Source organism: Agromyces sp. Y782 (assembly GCF_059445405.1).
The window spans coordinates 139,095-154,785 of sequence record NZ_JCAIUG010000002.1; the positions used below are offsets into that span (position 1 = coordinate 139,095).

14 protein-coding genes and 1 pseudogene are annotated in these 15,691 nt (G+C 68.5%); 12 read left to right on the forward strand and 3 right to left on the reverse strand.

The features are described 5' to 3' along the window. Positions 1–107 precede the first annotated feature (107 nt). Genes AC1C2S_RS14895 through ychF form a run of 3 tightly spaced genes read left to right on the forward strand, consistent with a single transcriptional unit; the run spans position 108 to position 2,936 of the window. Positions 108–923, forward strand: a complete 816-nt coding sequence (locus AC1C2S_RS14895; protein ID WP_495353392.1) for a class I SAM-dependent methyltransferase — start codon at positions 108–110, stop codon at positions 921–923. A 27-nt stretch (positions 924–950) separates the two neighbouring features. After that, complete coding sequence (locus AC1C2S_RS14900; RefSeq protein ID WP_495353393.1) at positions 951–1,856, forward strand: DMT family transporter; 906 nt, start codon at positions 951–953, stop codon at positions 1,854–1,856. A gap of 6 nt (positions 1,857–1,862) precedes the next feature. After that, positions 1,863–2,936, forward strand: a complete 1,074-nt coding sequence (gene ychF / locus AC1C2S_RS14905) for a redox-regulated ATPase YchF (RefSeq protein ID WP_495353394.1) — start codon at positions 1,863–1,865, stop codon at positions 2,934–2,936. A 3-nt stretch (positions 2,937–2,939) separates the two neighbouring features. Here ychF and AC1C2S_RS14910 read toward each other — a convergent pair whose 3' ends face one another. From AC1C2S_RS14910 to AC1C2S_RS14920, 3 genes are all read right to left on the reverse strand, one after another. Beyond that, complete coding sequence (locus tag AC1C2S_RS14910) at positions 2,940–3,341, reverse strand: VOC family protein (RefSeq protein WP_495353395.1); 402 nt, start codon at positions 3,339–3,341, stop codon at positions 2,940–2,942. Next, positions 3,338–3,628: an ArsR/SmtB family transcription factor gene (locus AC1C2S_RS14915; RefSeq protein WP_495353396.1), complete on the reverse strand. Its 291-nt coding sequence runs from the start codon at positions 3,626–3,628 to the stop codon at positions 3,338–3,340. The genes AC1C2S_RS14910 and AC1C2S_RS14915 overlap by 4 nt, the downstream gene beginning before the upstream one ends. Positions 3,629–3,804: 176 nt before the next feature. Then, positions 3,805–4,389 (reverse strand): DapH/DapD/GlmU-related protein, encoded by a 585-nt coding sequence (locus AC1C2S_RS14920; protein ID WP_495353397.1) that lies wholly within the window; start codon positions 4,387–4,389, stop codon positions 3,805–3,807. Between the two features lie 107 nt (positions 4,390–4,496). Between AC1C2S_RS14920 and AC1C2S_RS14925 the strand changes: the two are divergent. The 9 genes and pseudogenes from AC1C2S_RS14925 to AC1C2S_RS14965 all read left to right on the forward strand — a co-directional run. Further along, a pseudogene (locus AC1C2S_RS14925) lies at positions 4,497–4,616 on the forward strand (DUF6357 family protein); the annotation flags it as partial. Between the two features lie 170 nt (positions 4,617–4,786). After that, positions 4,787–5,167, forward strand: a complete 381-nt coding sequence (locus AC1C2S_RS14930) for a hypothetical protein (protein WP_495353398.1) — start codon at positions 4,787–4,789, stop codon at positions 5,165–5,167. 278 nt (positions 5,168–5,445) lie between these two features. Then, the gene (locus tag AC1C2S_RS14935) at positions 5,446–8,850 is read left to right on the forward strand and encodes an FtsX-like permease family protein (protein ID WP_495353399.1); all 3,405 of its coding nucleotides are present in this window, start codon (positions 5,446–5,448) and stop codon (positions 8,848–8,850) included. 11 nt (positions 8,851–8,861) lie between these two features. Beyond that, the gene (locus tag AC1C2S_RS14940; protein WP_495353400.1) at positions 8,862–11,651 is read left to right on the forward strand and encodes a hypothetical protein; all 2,790 of its coding nucleotides are present in this window, start codon (positions 8,862–8,864) and stop codon (positions 11,649–11,651) included. Next, positions 11,648–12,595, forward strand: a complete 948-nt coding sequence (locus AC1C2S_RS14945) for an ABC transporter ATP-binding protein (protein WP_495353401.1) — start codon at positions 11,648–11,650, stop codon at positions 12,593–12,595. The genes AC1C2S_RS14940 and AC1C2S_RS14945 overlap by 4 nt, the downstream gene beginning before the upstream one ends. Continuing rightward, on the forward strand, positions 12,592–13,353 hold the full coding sequence (locus AC1C2S_RS14950; protein ID WP_495353402.1) for an ABC transporter ATP-binding protein: 762 nt from the start codon (positions 12,592–12,594) through the stop codon (positions 13,351–13,353). Before AC1C2S_RS14945 ends, AC1C2S_RS14950 begins: the two co-directional genes overlap by 4 nt. A 159-nt stretch (positions 13,354–13,512) precedes the next feature. Beyond that, positions 13,513–14,121: a hypothetical protein gene (locus tag AC1C2S_RS14955; protein ID WP_495353403.1), complete on the forward strand. Its 609-nt coding sequence runs from the start codon at positions 13,513–13,515 to the stop codon at positions 14,119–14,121. After that, positions 14,118–14,726, forward strand: a complete 609-nt coding sequence (locus AC1C2S_RS14960) for a hypothetical protein (RefSeq protein ID WP_495353404.1) — start codon at positions 14,118–14,120, stop codon at positions 14,724–14,726. The genes AC1C2S_RS14955 and AC1C2S_RS14960 overlap by 4 nt, the downstream gene beginning before the upstream one ends. Positions 14,727–14,800: 74 nt before the next feature. Then, positions 14,801–15,262, forward strand: a complete 462-nt coding sequence (locus AC1C2S_RS14965; RefSeq protein ID WP_495353405.1) for a hypothetical protein — start codon at positions 14,801–14,803, stop codon at positions 15,260–15,262. The last annotated feature ends 429 nt before the right edge of the window (positions 15,263–15,691 follow it).

Below are 15,691 nucleotides of genomic sequence, written 5' to 3' on the forward strand. Positions count from 1 at the left end.
CCCGACGCCCCCGCCGCGAACGCCGAGGTTGACGGATGCCCCGGGCAGGGCGTGGAATGGCCGTGGTGGAGCAGGATGCTCCCTTCGACAGGCTGAGGGAGCGGAGCATGAGAATGCACGAAGACGCCGACGCGACGCGCGAGTACGGTCTCGTGGCCGACCCGGCCGACCCGGCCGACCCGGCCGACCCCGAGACGCTCGCGAGTGCGCGCTCGTTCGGCTCAGCGGCATCCGTCTATCATCAGGCCCGTCCCGGCTACCCGGTGGAAGCCGTCGCCTGGCTCATCGGCGACGCGACGCGAGTGCTCGACCTCGGCGCAGGCACCGGCAAGCTCACCGAAGCGCTCGTCGCGCTCGACCGCGAGGTGATCGCCGTCGACCCCGTCGAGGAGATGCTCGAGGAACTCGAGGTCGCGGTGCCGGGGGTTCCGCGCATCCTCGGTACGGCCGAAGACATCCCGATCGAAGACGACGCCGTCGACGCGGTCGTCGCAGGCCAGGCCTGGCACTGGTTCCAGCCCGATCGCGCGATCCCCGAGATAGCCCGAGTGCTGAAGCCGGGCGGCGTGCTCGGCCTCGTCTGGAACAGCCGCGACACGAGCGTCGACTGGCTGCGCGAGGCGGGTGAGATCATGCACGAGCGGCACGATGCGAGCGCGACGTTCGAGAGCTACGTGAAGGTCGGGCCACCGTTCGGCGAGATCGCCGAACACACCGTCGAATGGGGCGCACGGATGTCGCGTGAGGGGTTCCTCGACCTCGTTCGTTCGCGCAGCTACTTCATCACCGCGTCATCCGTCGAGCAGCAGGCGACCATCAGCGCTCTCGAGACGCTGCTCACGACGCATCCCGACATCGCGGGCGCCGAGGAGCTCGTGGTGCCGTACGTCACCCGGTGCTTCCGCACCGTGCTCGCGAAGTGAGTCCGACTCCGCCCATATCCTGAGGGGATGAATCGCAGACGGGCGTACCTGGCACTCGCGCTCGCCAATCTCTTCTGGGCAGGCAACTACATCTCTGCAGAGATGGTCATCGCCGAGATCTCCCCGATCTCGCTCACCTTCTGGCGCTGGGCGTTCGCCGCGATCCCGCTGCTCGTGCTCGCGTGGGCGATCGAGCGCCCCGACTGGCGTGGTGCCGCCCGCGAGTGGCCGTGGCATCTGCTGCTCTCGGTGCTCGGCCTCACGGGGTACACCCTCTTCCTCTACAGCGGGCTCGGACTCACCGGGGCGGTGAACGCCTCGGTCATCTCGGCGATCAACCCCGCGACGATCGCGCTCGCCGCGGCGATCTTCCTGCACGAGCGACTGCGCGGCCCACAGATCGCGGGTCTCGTCGTCGCGTTCGCGGGCGTCTTGCTCGTGCTCACCGGCGGCGACGTGATCGCCGTCGTGCGGCAGGGCTTCCAGCTCGGCGACCTCCTCATCGTGGCGGCGGTCATCTCGTGGTGCGCGTACTCGATCCTCTCCCGGCGGCTCACGACGCCGCCGATCACGGCGACCGCCGTGCAGGCAGTGATGGCCGTCGTGACGATGCTGCCGCTCATCGCCGTCGTCGGTGTCACGCTCCCCGCCTCGACGGGCGGCGCCCTTGGGCTCGCGTACATCGTGATCTTCCCGTCGATGCTCGGGTATGCGTTCTGGAACCTCGGCGCCGGCGCGGTCGGCCCGACCCGCGCCGGCATCTTCCTGAACCTGCTGCCGGTCTTCACGGTGCTCATCGCGGTGCTGCTCGGCCAGTCGCTCGAGCCCATCACGATGGTGGGCGGAGCACTCGTGATCCTCGGCGTCTACCTGACGCTCAGAGTCGGCCGACGCAGCCGAGCGGATGCCTCGGGCGGCCTGCCGGTACGATAGACCCCCGTGGCTCTCACTCTCGGCATCGTCGGCCTGCCCAACGTCGGCAAGTCCACCCTGTTCAACGCGCTCACCAAGAACCAGGTGCTCGCGGCGAACTACCCCTTCGCGACGATCGAACCGAACATCGGCGTGGTGAACCTGCCCGACCCGCGGCTCGAGACGCTCGCCGGAATCTTCAACTCCGAGCGCATCCTGCCCGCCGCCGTGTCGTTCGTCGACATCGCCGGCATCGTGCGCGGCGCTTCGGAGGGTGAGGGCCTCGGCAACAAGTTCCTCGCCAACATCCGCGAAGCCGACGCGATCGCGCAGGTCGTGCGCGGCTTCACCGACGACGACGTCGTGCACGTCGAGGGGGCCGTCGACCCCAAGTCAGACCTGGAGACGATCAACACCGAGCTGATCCTCGCCGACCTCGAGACGCTCGAACGCGCCATCCCGCGTTACGAGAAGGAGCTCAAGGGCAAGAAGATCGACCCGTCGGTGCTCGAGGCGGCGAAGGAAGCGCAGGAGGTGCTGCAGAAGGGCACGCCGCTCTCCGCGGCATCCGTCGACCTGGCGCCCATCAGGGAACTCGGCCTGCTCACCGCGAAGCCCTTCATCTACGTCTTCAACGTCGACGAGGCGGTACTGACGGATGCCTCGAAGAAGGCCGAACTCGCAGCGCTCGTCGCTCCCGCCGAGGCGGTCTTCCTCGACGCGAAGATCGAGTCGGAGCTCATCGATCTCGACCCCGCCGACGCCGCAGAGCTGCTGGCCTCGACCGGGCAGGAGGAGTCGGGCCTCGACCAGCTCGCCCGTATCGGCTTCGACACCCTCGGTCTGCAGACCTACCTCACGGCCGGCCCGAAGGAATCGCGCGCCTGGACGATCCCGAAGGGCGCGAAGGCGCCGCAGGCGGCCGGCGTCATCCACACTGACTTCGAGCGCGGCTTCATCAAGGCCGAGGTGATCTCCTTCGATGACCTCGTCGAGACCGGGTCGGTCGCCGAGGCCCGCGCCAAGGGCAAGGCCCGCATGGAGGGCAAGGACTACGTCATGCACGATGGCGACGTGGTGGAGTTTCGCTTCAACGTGTGACGATCAGGCGTTGGGATCCTTCATCATCGCGAGCTGGATGAGGTTGCCGCACGTGTCGTCGAAGACAGCGACGGCCACGTTTCCGTAGTCCGTCACGTCTTGCGTGAATGTGACGCCGAGGTCCTTCATGCGCGCGACTTCCCTGTCGATGTCGTCGACGGCCAGCTGCGTGAACGGGATGCCGTCCTCGACCAGGGCGGCCTTGTACACCTTTGCGGCGGGGTGCTGATCGGGTTCGAGCAGCACCTGCACACCGTCGGGATCGGCGGGGCTGCTCACCGTGAGCCAGCGGTACTCGCCGGTCGGCACGTCGAGCTGCTTGATGAAACCGAGCTTCTCGGTGTAGAAATCGAGCGCCTTCCCCTGGTCATCGACGTAGATACTGGTGATCTTGATGCTGATCATGATGCGGATGCCTTTCGCTGCCACCGCTCAGCGATCGCCGCGAGCGGTTCGGTGTGGAGATCGTGGAACTTGTATCGGCCCTCGCGGCGGGTATGGATGAGGCCCGCGGATTCGAGGACATCGAGGTGCTGGGAAACGGCCTGGCGAGACGATGTCAAACCGTGCTTCATCGTGAGCCGTCCGCAGATCTCGAAGAGCGTCTGCCCGTCGCGTTCGACGAGCTCATCCAGGATCAGGCGACGCGTCGTATCGGCGAGCGCCCGGTAGAGCTCTGGGGTGTGATCCACATCGTCACTTTATGCAAGTGCCCGCTTGCATGTCAACTACCCGACAGAATCCGACCTGGAGAGGTTGCTCCGTAGCGGAACGTGGTGGAGTTTCGCTTCAACGTGTAGTCGCGTTCCGGTTCATCGGTTGGGAAGGACTCCTGATCCTGAGCACAGCGAGTTGGCCTGCGCTTCGACTACCCGTCCGACACCGTGCCGACCTGCTTCGCTGGCACGCCAACGACCACTGCCCCCGCAGGTACGTCCTTCGTGACGACCGCACCCGCGCCCACTACCGCCCCATCGCCGATCGACACGCCCGGTAGTACCGTCACGTTCGCCCCGAACCACACGCCTCGGCCGATGACTACTCGCGCCGGGTGCATGTCAGCACGTCGACTGGGCGACATGTCGTGGTTCAACGTCGTAATGACGGCGTTGTGGCCGATGAGGGCGCCATCGCCGATATCGATTCCGCCCTGGTCCTGGAACCGGCAACCGCTGTTGACAAACACATCCTCACCGAAGCGGATGTTCTTGCCGAAGTCAGCGCTGAATGGCGGGAAGAGCTGGAAGGAGTCGGGGACCTCGCGCCCGGTCAGTTCACTCATCAGGGCTCGTACCCCATCGGGAGAGTGGTATCGCCCGTTGAGCTCGGCGGTGATTCGCAGCGACTCCTGGCTCGTGGCGTGCATGGCTGCGTGGTGCGCCGAACTTCCTGGGATCGTCTCCCCGGCGTTCAATGCCGCCAGAAGATCGTCGAGTCCCTGAATTTCAACCATCTACCGACGGTATCGTGCCATCGACGGCACAGGAACGGGGTCTCGGGCGTCCTTCAACACCGAGCTGATCCTCGCCGACCTCGAGACGCTCGAGCGCGCGATCCCGCGCCACTGGCGGATTCGACGCCCTGGATGGGTTTGCGCCCTGGATGTCTGACCATACTGAGCTCGAGGCGGCGCGTCGGCGACGCGACGACCCCGATCAGCACGTCCCGTCCTCTCAGTGATACCTCTACGTCGGGCGCAGTATTGTCGAGTCTCGTAAGCGATCACGACCCTGACGGGTGGGGAGATCATGCACGCTGATTGGCCGATGAGTGATCATGTGTCCGGCCAGACGGCCGAGCGCGAGCCCGCGAATACAGGAACGCTCTTCGATCCGACAACAAGGAGTCCTATGCCAAGCGACGTCACAGTCGAACTCATTCGAGCGCTGGTCGAGAACATGAAGGGCGACAGCGGCTGGGACTCGTTCGCGATGATCCTCGAGTTCCCCGAATCAGAGTTCAACGAGGCGCATGGATACGCGTACTCTCCCGGAAACGTCATCTCGGCTGTGGTTTCAGACCCGTGGGCCGTCGCGCCTGCGGTGAAGGCGTATACGGACGGCTACTACCAGCAGGATGAGAAACTGCCGGTGAAGCTCCTCGTTCAGTTCGACCGTACGTCGGGGCGATACAACGTGACCTTCGAAGAGGCTGACGTGACGCGCTGGAAGGTGACCCTACGGAACTACACGGAGCTTGTCGAGGAGTTGCGCCCGAAGTTCGACAGCTGAGGAGCGTTCGTGAAACCGCGGAGGTGGCGAGTGAATTAACCCGATTCTCGTGCGGGGATTGGCCAAGATGCTACCCCGGTGGATTGTTGGACCTAACTGCCGACATCGCGTTGCGGCTGGGTACAGGGGAAGGGGCTCGACATGATCGGCGACCGGGCCTACTAGTATTGCCGGGCGCCCGTTGACGTTCGCCGGGGGAGACGGGGGATGCGTGGACTGCCGAGACCGGCGCGGAACCGCGTGGTGAGCGCCGCGGGCAACGCACCGGTGAGCGCCCGGTGAGCGCAGTCTGGATGCTGCGCACGGCGCTGCGACGAATGCGGGCGGATGCTCGCCTGCTGCTGGTGGCGTTCGCACTCGCCGTCGCGGCGACCACCGCGATCGCTGCGTTGGTGCTCCTGGTCGTGGTGAGCGAGCCCGCCGGCCTGCGCGCCACGTTCGCGGGGGCATCGGATGCCAGCGTGGACATCTCGGTGCACATCTCTCGTCCCGCGGTGGCTGTCGAGGTCGTGACCGACGCCGCGACGCGCGCCGTGCAGGACGACGTTCTCGGCGGGCTCGACGTGACGACGGAGGCCGCTGCGCTCACCGACTTCGCGCGTGTGCCCGATCGTGATGCGGATACCCCGGCGCTGACCTACTTGGCGCAGTACGACAACTTCGCCGACCACGCGGATCTCGTGAGCGGCTCCTTCCCGGATGCAGCACCGGATGCGGCATCCGGAGCAGTGTCGACGTCGGAAGTGGCCGTCGCCATACCCGACGCGGCGGCCCAGGCACTCGGGCTCGCTGTCGGCGATCGACTGAGCGTCGAGGCCGGCGCGGGAGGCGCGCCGGTATCGGTGCGCGTCGTGGGGGTGTACCGGGCGGACGACCCCACGAGTGCGTTCTGGGCGAGTGACCCGTTTGCCGGGCAGGGCGATGTGCCCGGGTTCCCGAAGCCGCGAGTCAGCGTCTACGTTCCCATGCACGGCTTCGGGCCGCTCGTGGCCGCTGCGGGTGCACTGGATGCCGCGGAGGTGCCGGTCCAGCGCATCGACATCGACTTCCATCCCGACTTCAGCACCCTGACCGTCGAGCAGCTGCCCGTTCTCAACGAGCAGTTGGGTGAGCTGTCGCAGGCGATCACCGTTGGTGTCGGGAACATCGCCGACAGCGTCTCGTCATCGAGCGACCTCGCCGAGACGGTGTCGCGGGCATCGGCGAACCTCGTCGTCACACGATCCACCGTCGCCGTGGTCGCGCTGCTGCTGCTCGTGGTCGCTCTCGTCGCCCTCGCGCAGACCGCCGCCCTGCTCTCCGACAGTCGAACCGTGCAGCGCGGGCTCTTCCGTGCCCGTGGCGGATCGACCGGGCAGCTGCTGACGATGTCGGTGTTCGAGGGCGTGGTTCTGGCCGTCGTGACTTTCGCGCTGGCGCCGGTGCTTGCGGGGCTCGTCTATGCCGCCATCGCGACCCTGCCGGCGATGACGGCAGCGGGGATGCCACGCGCAGTCCTGGTTCCGGCATCCGTGTGGGCGGTCTCGGCGCTCGTCGCCGCGGCCTTCGTGGTGGTGCTCGCCGCGCCCGTGCTGCGCGCCGACCGCGAGGATGACCGCTCCAGTCGGGGCCGTGCCGGAGGCCTGCTGCGCGCCGGCATCGACCTGGCCGTCGTCGTAGTCGCCGGGGTCGCCTTCGCGCGCCTGCTGGCCTACCGCAGCCCGGTCGATGCGCAGGCGGCATTCGCCATCGATCCGGTTCTCGTGGCAGCGCCGGCGCTCGTGCTCGTGGCCGGTGCGCTCGTGGCGGCCCACCTCATTCCTCTCGCGGCCAGGCCGCTCGATCGGATCGCGTCCAGTTCGCGCCGGGTGGTGTTTCCACTGGCGACGTGGGAGGTCGCCAGGCGCACTCGCAGTGCCACGGCGGCCGTGCTGCTGCTGACCCTCGCCCTCGGTGTCAGCAGCTTCGGCGTGGTCTTCCTCTCCACCTGGCGGCAGGCGCAGGTGGACCAGGCCGCGCTCGCCCTCGGCGCGCCCGTTGTGGTCTCGGCCGACAGTGTCGACGCCGCTTCGCAGCGGTCCGAGCTCGCGGGCGGCGCCATCGGCGAACCGCAGCCGGTCATCCGGCGATCGGCCAGGCTGGCGAGGGCCGCCGCCGACCTCACCGTGGACGACTCGAGCGGGGTGGCATCCGCGACGGTGCTCGGATTGCCGGCCACGGCCATGCCGCTGATCGAGCGCGGTCGGCTCGGCGCGGAGGGCGGCGATGACGTGGCGAAGGGGCTGGCCGCCGAGCATTCGATCGATACTGCGGAGGGGGTCGATCTCGGCGTCGATGCCCGCGGCGTGGCCGCGACGGTGAGCGTCGGCGATGCGGATGCGCCCCTGCTGGGCGCGACGGCGCGCATCTACGCCGTGCTCGAGGATGCCGCCGGCCTGCTCGACACCCTCGACCTCGGGTCAGCAGCCCTCGACGGTCGGCCGGTCGAACTGAGGGCTGCGCTGCCCGCGGTATCCGCGAAGGAACCCGCGACCGCATCCGCATCCGCACCCGCATCCCATGAGCCGATGCGGCTGGTCGGCCTGCAGGTCGATGTCTTCGTGAGCGATCCCGAGGGGTACGCCGGCCAGCCGGGAGGATCCGCCGACGTATTGGTCGGCGACGTCGCAGCGCTGACCGGAGCACCGGCGGCCGAGCCGGCCGAGCTCACCGCGAGTCCTCTCGAGATGGCGCCCGCGACGGCCTGGAAAGCGTCCACGAATGTGGCGTACGGCTCTGCACCCATCACCGGCGATGCCCCGGCCGGCTCACAACTGCGTCTGAACGTGCAGCTGCCCGGCGACCTCGCCGTGAATCCGGCGAGCTATGTGCTGCTGGGCTGGCTCCCGACCACGGGCATGGCGGCCGTGGTGTCGTCGGAACTCGTGGAGCAGCTCGGCCTCAGCGACGCTCTGCCGCTGTCGCTCGGCATCGCGGGGGCGCGGGTGCCGATCGTGCTGAGCGGTTCGGCTGCCCTCGTACCCGGTGCATCCGGCAGCAGCCTGCGCACCGGGACCGACGAGCCGGACGGCGCTGTCGTCGTGGTGCACCAGCAGGCCCTCTCCCGGGCGCTCGTTCAGGCAGGCCAGCATGGTGCATCGGTCGACGAGTGGTGGGTCGACGTGCCGGATGGCACGGGCGAGGCCTATGCGGCCGGGCATCCGTCGCCCGCCGGCCACCAGCCCACCCTCAGCGTCGACGGCGTCGCCCGCGCGTTGCAGAGCGGACCGCTGCGCATCGCTGCTCAGGCTGCCCTGTTCCTGGTGATCGGCGGATCGGCCGTACTGGCCGCGATCGGATTCGCGGCGCACACGGCCGCGACCGTGCGAGCGCGCCGGCTGGAGTTCGCGCAGTTGCGCGCCATCGGCCTCACCCGCGCCGCCCTGACGGGAGTGATCGCCGCGGAGGCACTCGTGGTCGGCGCACTCGGCATCGTCTTCGGAGTTGCCATCGGACTGCTGCTGTCGATGATGACGGCACCGGTCGTGGCCGTGTCGCCGAGCGGTGTTCCCGCCGTGCCATCGGTCGTGGTCTCGATCCTGTGGCTGCAGGTCGTTGCGCTCGCACTGGGTCTCGTGGCGGTGATCGCGGTCGTGGTGAGCGCCGTCGGCCTTCGGCAGCGGTCCGAAGAGCCGTCGCGCGCGCTGCGGGGGGCCGCCGAATGAACGAGCTGCGGATGCGACCGGGAATCGGAGTGCGGTGGCGGGCACTGACCGCGTTCGGATTCACGCTGCCGCGTCGCCGTGCCGGCCGCGACTTCGGCGTGCTGGTCAGCTGGACGGCGCTGCTCGCCCTGACCCTCTTGGTCGCGATCGGCGGCCCACGACTGGCCGCTGTCGTGATCGACGCCGCGGCACGTGAGTCCGTGGCGACGGCAGGCGCATCCGCCGATCTCGTGGTGCAGGCGCGCGTGGCAGAGCCGAGCATGTCGATCCAGGTTCCAGTGATTCCGCCCGATCAGATCTCCGAGGTCGCCGATTCCCTGGCCGGCACCCTGCCGATCGCGCTCGCCACCGTGCACCGGGACACGACCTTCTCGGTGATGACACCGGCCATCGCGGCCGCGCCCATCGACGGTTCGATGGCGCCATCGCCATCGCGCCGCGTGCTGCTGAGTACCGGCCTGTTGACCGACGCCGCATCGGGCACGCTCACGATCAGTGACGGTCGGCTGCCGGCCGACGCATCGCCCGACGACATCGAGGCCGTCGTCTCGGAGCCGTCTGCGCGCGCGGCCGGCCTCGTGGTCGGATCGCGCCTGGGGATCCTCTTCGCCGGCGAGGTCTCAGCGCACGTGGTGATCGTCGGCATCACGGTTGCGCCGCGGCCGGATGCGGCTGCCGGTGCGGACGCGGACGCGGACGACGGCGCCCGCCAGATCCCGGCGTCTTACGTCGCCCGGGCGCCGGGCAGCGGCGACACCTCAGTGGGAGTGACCGTGCTGGTGACGCCGGCCGGGCTGGCGGCATCCGTTCGAGCAGGTGGCGAGCCCGCAACCGCGACGTTGCGGATGCGTGCGGACGCCGACGCCTTCACCGGTGCGCTGCTCGAGGAGGTCGCCCTCGAGTCGCGGCAGCTCGAGCTCGACCCCTCGCTGCTGCTGCAGAACTCGGCATACACCATCCAGGTGCGCAGCGACTTCGATGACGTGCAGAACGCCTTCGCCGCCATGGAGCGCACGGTGCGTGCCCACTTCACCGTGCTCATCGTCGGGATCCTCGCCGTCGCGGTGCTCGTGCAGCTGATCGTCGGCGGCATCCTGGTGCGCCGGAGGGCTGCGGATGTCGCCCTCGAACGGGCGAGGGGGTCATCGCTTGCCTCCGTTGCGCTGCGCGCAGGATGGGAGGCGCTGCTGCTCGGCGCCGTGGCCCTCGTGATCGGAGTCGGGGTGGCCGCGGTCATCCAGTCCGGCCCGATCGTCGAACCCGCCTGGCCGATCGCGGTGCTCGCTCTGGCGGTGCTGGCCCTGCCCGTGCAGACCATCGCGGTGGCACGCCTTCAGGCAGGCGGTCGGCGTTCGCCGGCCAATCGGCGTGATCGCGACGCACTGCAGCGGCGGAGGACGACCGGCCGGGCGGTCGTCGACATCGCGGTGGTCGTGCTCGCCGTGCTCGCGATGGCCTCGTTGCAGTCGCGCGGTCTGACGATCAGTGGCGGCGGCATCGACCTGATCGCAGCCGGCGCTCCCGTGCTGGCCGCGGCAGCAGTGACGGTGCTCGTGCTGCGCATGTACCGCTGGCCGGTACGCGGCGTCGCGGCCGTGACTCGTCGGGCTCGTGGTCCGTGGGGGTTGCTCGCATCCGTGCGCGCGGAGGGTTCACTGGCTGTGCTGCCACTGCTGGCCCTGACTTTGGCCGTCGCACTCCTCGCGGCCGACGCGACGCTGGCGACGACGGTGAGGTCAGGGCAGGAGGATGCCGCATGGGCCAGGGTCGGTGCCGATGCGCGCGTCGACGGCCCGGTGACGACCGAGATCGCCGACCAGGCGAGGAGCTCGCCCGGCGTGGAGGCGGCATCCGCCCAGTTCACCTCCCCCGAGACGTCGATCGACCTCGGCACGGCATCGTCGCTTGCGACAGTGCTCGCGGTCGACAGCCACCACGCCGAGCTGGTGGCCGCGTTGCCTGCACTTCCCGGGGTCGTGGGGTCGGTCGGTGCGGATGCCTCGACGGATGCCGCCATCTTCGACTCGCTCCGTCCATCCGCCGGGGCGGTGTTGCCAGCCATCGTCGACCGTGCGCTCGCCGATCGGCTCATCAGCGACGACATCACGCTCAAGATCGGCGAAGCGAAAGTACCCGTGCACGTCGTGGCCACGATCGATGCCGGCCCGACCGGCTCGGGGGCCGGTCCATTCCTCTATGTCGACCTCGCGGGGCTCGCCGATGCGCTCGCCGATGCCGGTTCGGATGCGGGGCACCCCGACACGCTCCTGGTGGTCGGGCCCGGTGCGGCCCAGGCCGCGCGGGATGCGCATGTCGGACAGGTGACGACCCGAGCGAGCTGGCTGGCGCGGTGGCGAGACCAGGCCGACGTCGCCGGTGTGCAGGCCGGCCTCACCTGGGGCATCGCAGTGCTGGCGGTTCTCGCGCTGATCGGCTTCGCCGGCTGGATCGCCGGAGGCAGCCGGGAGCGGGCTCGATCGGCCGCACTGCTGCGCACCGTCGGCATGCCGGCTTCTGTGCGGGCTTGGCTGGGGCTTGCGGATGAGCTGCCGCTCGTGCTCGCCGCCCTGCTCGGCGGTGCTGCGACGGGCGTGGCCATCGTGTGGATGACGAGTTCCGGTCTCGGCCTCGCGACCCTCACCGGCGGGATCGGTGCACCGCATCCGGTCGTGCCGGCCGGGACGGCTGCGGTGCTCGTAGGCGGACTGGTCGCAGCCCTCGTGGTCGGGTTGGGAATCGACGCTCTGGCCTCACGGCAGCGGCGTTCGCGGGATGTGCTGAGAGCAGGGGAGACGATATGAGTGTGACGACGACGACACCGGCGAAGGATCCGCTGATCGTGTGCGAGAACCTCGTGCGCATCTACCAGACGGAGGAGGTCGAGGTGCAGGCGCTGCAGGGCCTCGACCTGCACGTGGAGGAGGGTGCGATGGTCGCCATCGTCGGCGCATCCGGATCGGGCAAGTCGACCCTGCTCGGCATCCTGTCTGGACTCGACGCAGCCACTGCAGGCGCGGCGAGGGTCGCGGGCTGGGACCTGATGACCATGTCGGCTGCGGATCGGCTCGCCTACCGACGCTCGACCGTCGGCTTCGTCTGGCAGCAGACCGGCCGCAATCTCATGCCCTACCTGAGCGCGCTGGAGAACGTCGAGCTGCCGATGGGTCTGCGCGGCACCCGCGCCTCCGCCAGAAGGGAGCGCGCCCGCGAGCTGCTGGCATCCCTCGGCATGGTGGACAAGGCCGGGCGGCGCCCTGGTGAGCTCTCAGGAGGGGAGCAGCAGCGGGTCGCCATCGCCGTGGCGCTGGCAAATGAGCCGCAGCTGGTCTTCGCCGACGAGCCGACCGGCGAGCTCGATTCAGACACCGGCGAGGAGGTGTTCGCGGCCTTCCGCCGTGTCAATGCCGAGCGCGGTACGACCGTGGTGATCGTCACACACGACTCGGCGGTCTCAGACCAGGTGCAGCTCACCTTCGCCATCCGCGACGGCCGCACGTCATCGGAGGTGCAGCGCAGCACGCGCGTCGATGAATTCGGCGATTCGCACGTGATCGCGCGCGAGTTCGCGGTGCTCGACCGTGCCGGTCGGCTGCAACTGCCTGCCGGCTATCGGCAGGCGCTTGGACTCGAGCGGCGGGTGCGACTGGAACTCGAGACCGACCATGTCGGGGTCTGGGCGGAGCAACACGAGCCAGGGAATGGCAAGCGAGGGAACCGCGAGCCCGGGAATGAGGACGAGGCATGAGCGCGACACCGGATCCGTCTGTCGTCGTGGAGCGGGAACCGGAGCCCGCGCCGATCGTGGTCGTTACGGGCCTGACCCGCACATACTCCTCGGGCGGCGGCGACGTGCACGCACTGGCCGGCGTCACCTTCAGCCTGCCCGTCGGCGCCCTGATCGCCCTGGTCGGCCGGTCGGGATCTGGCAAGACCACACTGCTGAACTGCCTCGGCGGGCTGGACACCCCGACCTCGGGCTCGGTCATCGTCGACGGGACAGAGGTTGGGGCGCTGGATGACCGTGGCCGCACCGCGCTGCGGCGGGACCGGTTGGCCTACGTGTTCCAGACCTTCGGGCTGGTGCCCATGCTCTCGGCCGCCGAGAACGTTGGCCTGCCCCTGCGCATGCGCGGCGTGGATTCACGGCATCGCGAGCAGCGGGTGGCCGAGCTGCTCGACCTCGTGGGGCTGGCAGATCACGCCCGGCAGCGCCCGGCGGAGCTCTCGGGCGGGCAGCAACAGCGGGTGGCCATCGCGCGGGCACTCGCGAATTCGCCCCGCGTGCTCATTGCAGACGAGCCGACGGGCCAGCTCGACGCCGAGACCGGCGAATCGATCATGGTGCTGCTCGAGGGTCTCGTACGCGACCAGGGCATGACCGCGATCGTGGCGACCCACGACCTGCGCATCCGCGAGCGCTCCGACGTCGTGCTCGTGCTGGCCGACGGCACGCTTCAGGACGGCGCCGGACGGATGCCGGCATCCGGACGGCATCGCGGCTGACGACGGGGCTGCGCGCCCGCCGCTACGACGCCGCAGCCACCACATCGCAAACAGCGCGATGACGAAACCGGTGGTGCGCGTACGCACGCGGATCGCGCCCCCGCTCTATCGTGGAGGTACCGGTCTGCCCCAAGGCGCTACTCCTCACAGGAACGAGACATGATAACGATTTTGTTGGTCTCTGCCGCAATCATCATTGGCGCGTTCGTCGGTGTTCGGCGCTACGGCGGTTGGAAACGGTGGAAGCGAGACACCTGGGCCAGCCTGCGTACGCAAAGAGAGGCGGGGCTCCTCGTCGTCGTCGCCGGGTACTCCGCGCTGTTGTCTGCGGCGGGCGCGATCGGCATATGGGCCATCTACACAGTGCGCGATGTACTGCGGTGGTCGAATCTCGGTCAGCTCTCGTGGGGTACTCCAGTGTGGACGGCAGATGTGGTGTACCCGGCATCCGCAGTGTTCTTCACACTCGCTCTTGTCGGCATCGTGTGTCTGATACTGGTTGTGCGCCGGGACGCGCCGAACGTGCCGCACGCAGCGGCGATGACCCGGAGTGCGCTATGGACCCCGGGTTTCGGACTCGTAACCATTGTCGGAATGGTGTGGCGGATCAACGAGGAGCAGCTTTCTCCGCACTTCTGGCTGTATTTGATCCCCGTCATCGGTGCGGTTCTGGCGTCAGTGTGGGCGCTCCTGATGTTGCTGCTCGCCTCTCAGGCAAGAAGAGAACTCGCGGGCCAGTCGTCAGTGGTAGAAGCGGAAAATTCGTGACCGAGTACGAGCAATTTCTGAAGGAATACGGGAGTGCCGTGTCGACGGCGAACGTGATCGATGGCGCGATCCGCAGCCAGATCGGCAGGACCCCGCGGTGGCCGGAACTTGGCCTCCCCGTGGTCGACCGGGGTGGATATGCGATCTTCCCGCTCTCGGCCGCGGCCGTCACAGAAGGCGGAGATTCCGACGACGAACAGCTCCTGAAGAAGGTGGCGAACGCTCTGGAGAGCCAATGGGGACGCGCACACGGAGGCAACTACGACCGGCTGTCGAGCGTCGAGATGGACGAAACGTACGGTCGTACACTCGCTGAGGCTGGAGCACTCGAAAGGCTGCCGCGCTGGTGGTCGGTCGAGCACTTCGCCGTCGTGCTCGTTCACGCGGTTGATCAGAGTCGGGCGTTCACGAGCCTGTCCCTCCACGTGATCCCGAAGGACTGGGTGTGGTACGTCTCCTTTGGCACCCCACACAAGCGAGAGCTGTCGCGCCATCGACGGCTCATGCGCGAGTTGAAGGCTGCCGATGCGGCGTGGGCGTGGCCCCTGGTCGTTGCTGATGGCGGAGACGCCGATGACGCGGATTCCGCGTCGATGTCAGGCTGAAGGCGCTCGGCGAGGCCGGCGTGCCGGTGACGCAGGGACAGTCCACGGGATGGGCTCGTCCTTTCGGTGAGGTGGTGACCGCGGCGATCGTACCGCCACGGCCGCTGCCTGAGCCCGTCGAAGGCACGATCATCGTCGACGATGAGGAGGCGGCCTCCGCTGTCCTACTCGATCCTGCGCGGGTCGTCGCAGGGACGCGGCACGTAGGTGTTCCCGTCGTGTTCGCACTGTCTCGCGATCGGCTTGTGGTCGTCGGAGCGGATGATGAAGTTGGCATCGCGCGCGTCTTGGATCTGGGCGACGAATTGTATGACGCGGGCGGCCCGCTCGTGAGCGCCCACCCGGTCGTTCTTGCTGACGGCGTGTGGGCTCGCTTCCCATGGCTTGAGCGGTTCCCGGCGCTTGAGCTGCGCATCCAGCGGATGCTTCGACTGTTCGGCGTGCGTGCGTACGAGGCTCAGACCGTAGCGCTGCAGCGTCCCGATATTCACCTCGCCGACCCCAAAATCCGGTGCTCGACTGCGGCGCAACGGTAACGTTCGCGGCATGGCCGAAGGGCACTGCGACGCTGCTGCCGGTGGTCGATAATGTGATGATCGCCGATCCGTCCGGTTCGATCAGTGTTGCGTCGATGCGGCGGGCGACGCAGTCGTGCGCACAAGCATGTCCCCGCTGCGCTACTTCGTGCCGGGCGAGCAGCCCCGCTGTGATGGTGAAGTCCCTCAATCGTTTTTCCACAAAGCTCGCACCTGAAGCGTTTAGCGCCCCGTCAACGCGAAAGTGACGCGGGCGGGGCATACGGGAATCGCGGCCGGTTCTTGCCCTCGAGCTGCTCCGCTCGAGCGCGAGCACCGCTGGGGGACCGGCTATCGGGCGGTCGCCGGCGTGCGTCGTCGATCGGCGACTAAATGCCGCGCCAGCACTGATGAGCGGGATGGGTAGCTCCGGCGCCGTCACAGCCGGAT

Bases quoted from the DNA above. Each gene is read 5' to 3' on its own strand.
- AC1C2S_RS14895 (WP_495353392.1), top strand. From the start codon at position 108: ATGAGAATGCACGAAGACGCCGACGCGACGCGCGAGTACGGTCTCGTG.
- AC1C2S_RS14900 (WP_495353393.1), top strand. From the start codon at position 951: ATGAATCGCAGACGGGCGTACCTGGCACTCGCGCTCGCCAATCTCTTC.
- AC1C2S_RS14910 (WP_495353395.1), bottom strand. From the start codon at position 3,341: ATGATCAGCATCAAGATCACCAGTATCTACGTCGATGACCAGGGGAAG.
- AC1C2S_RS14920 (WP_495353397.1), bottom strand. From the start codon at position 4,389: ATGGTTGAAATTCAGGGACTCGACGATCTTCTGGCGGCATTGAACGCC.
- AC1C2S_RS14930 (WP_495353398.1), top strand. From the start codon at position 4,787: ATGCCAAGCGACGTCACAGTCGAACTCATTCGAGCGCTGGTCGAGAAC.
- AC1C2S_RS14940 (WP_495353400.1), top strand. From the start codon at position 8,862: ATGCGACCGGGAATCGGAGTGCGGTGGCGGGCACTGACCGCGTTCGGA.
- AC1C2S_RS14945 (WP_495353401.1), top strand. From the start codon at position 11,648: ATGAGTGTGACGACGACGACACCGGCGAAGGATCCGCTGATCGTGTGC.
- AC1C2S_RS14950 (WP_495353402.1), top strand. From the start codon at position 12,592: ATGAGCGCGACACCGGATCCGTCTGTCGTCGTGGAGCGGGAACCGGAG.
- AC1C2S_RS14955 (WP_495353403.1), top strand. From the start codon at position 13,513: ATGATAACGATTTTGTTGGTCTCTGCCGCAATCATCATTGGCGCGTTC.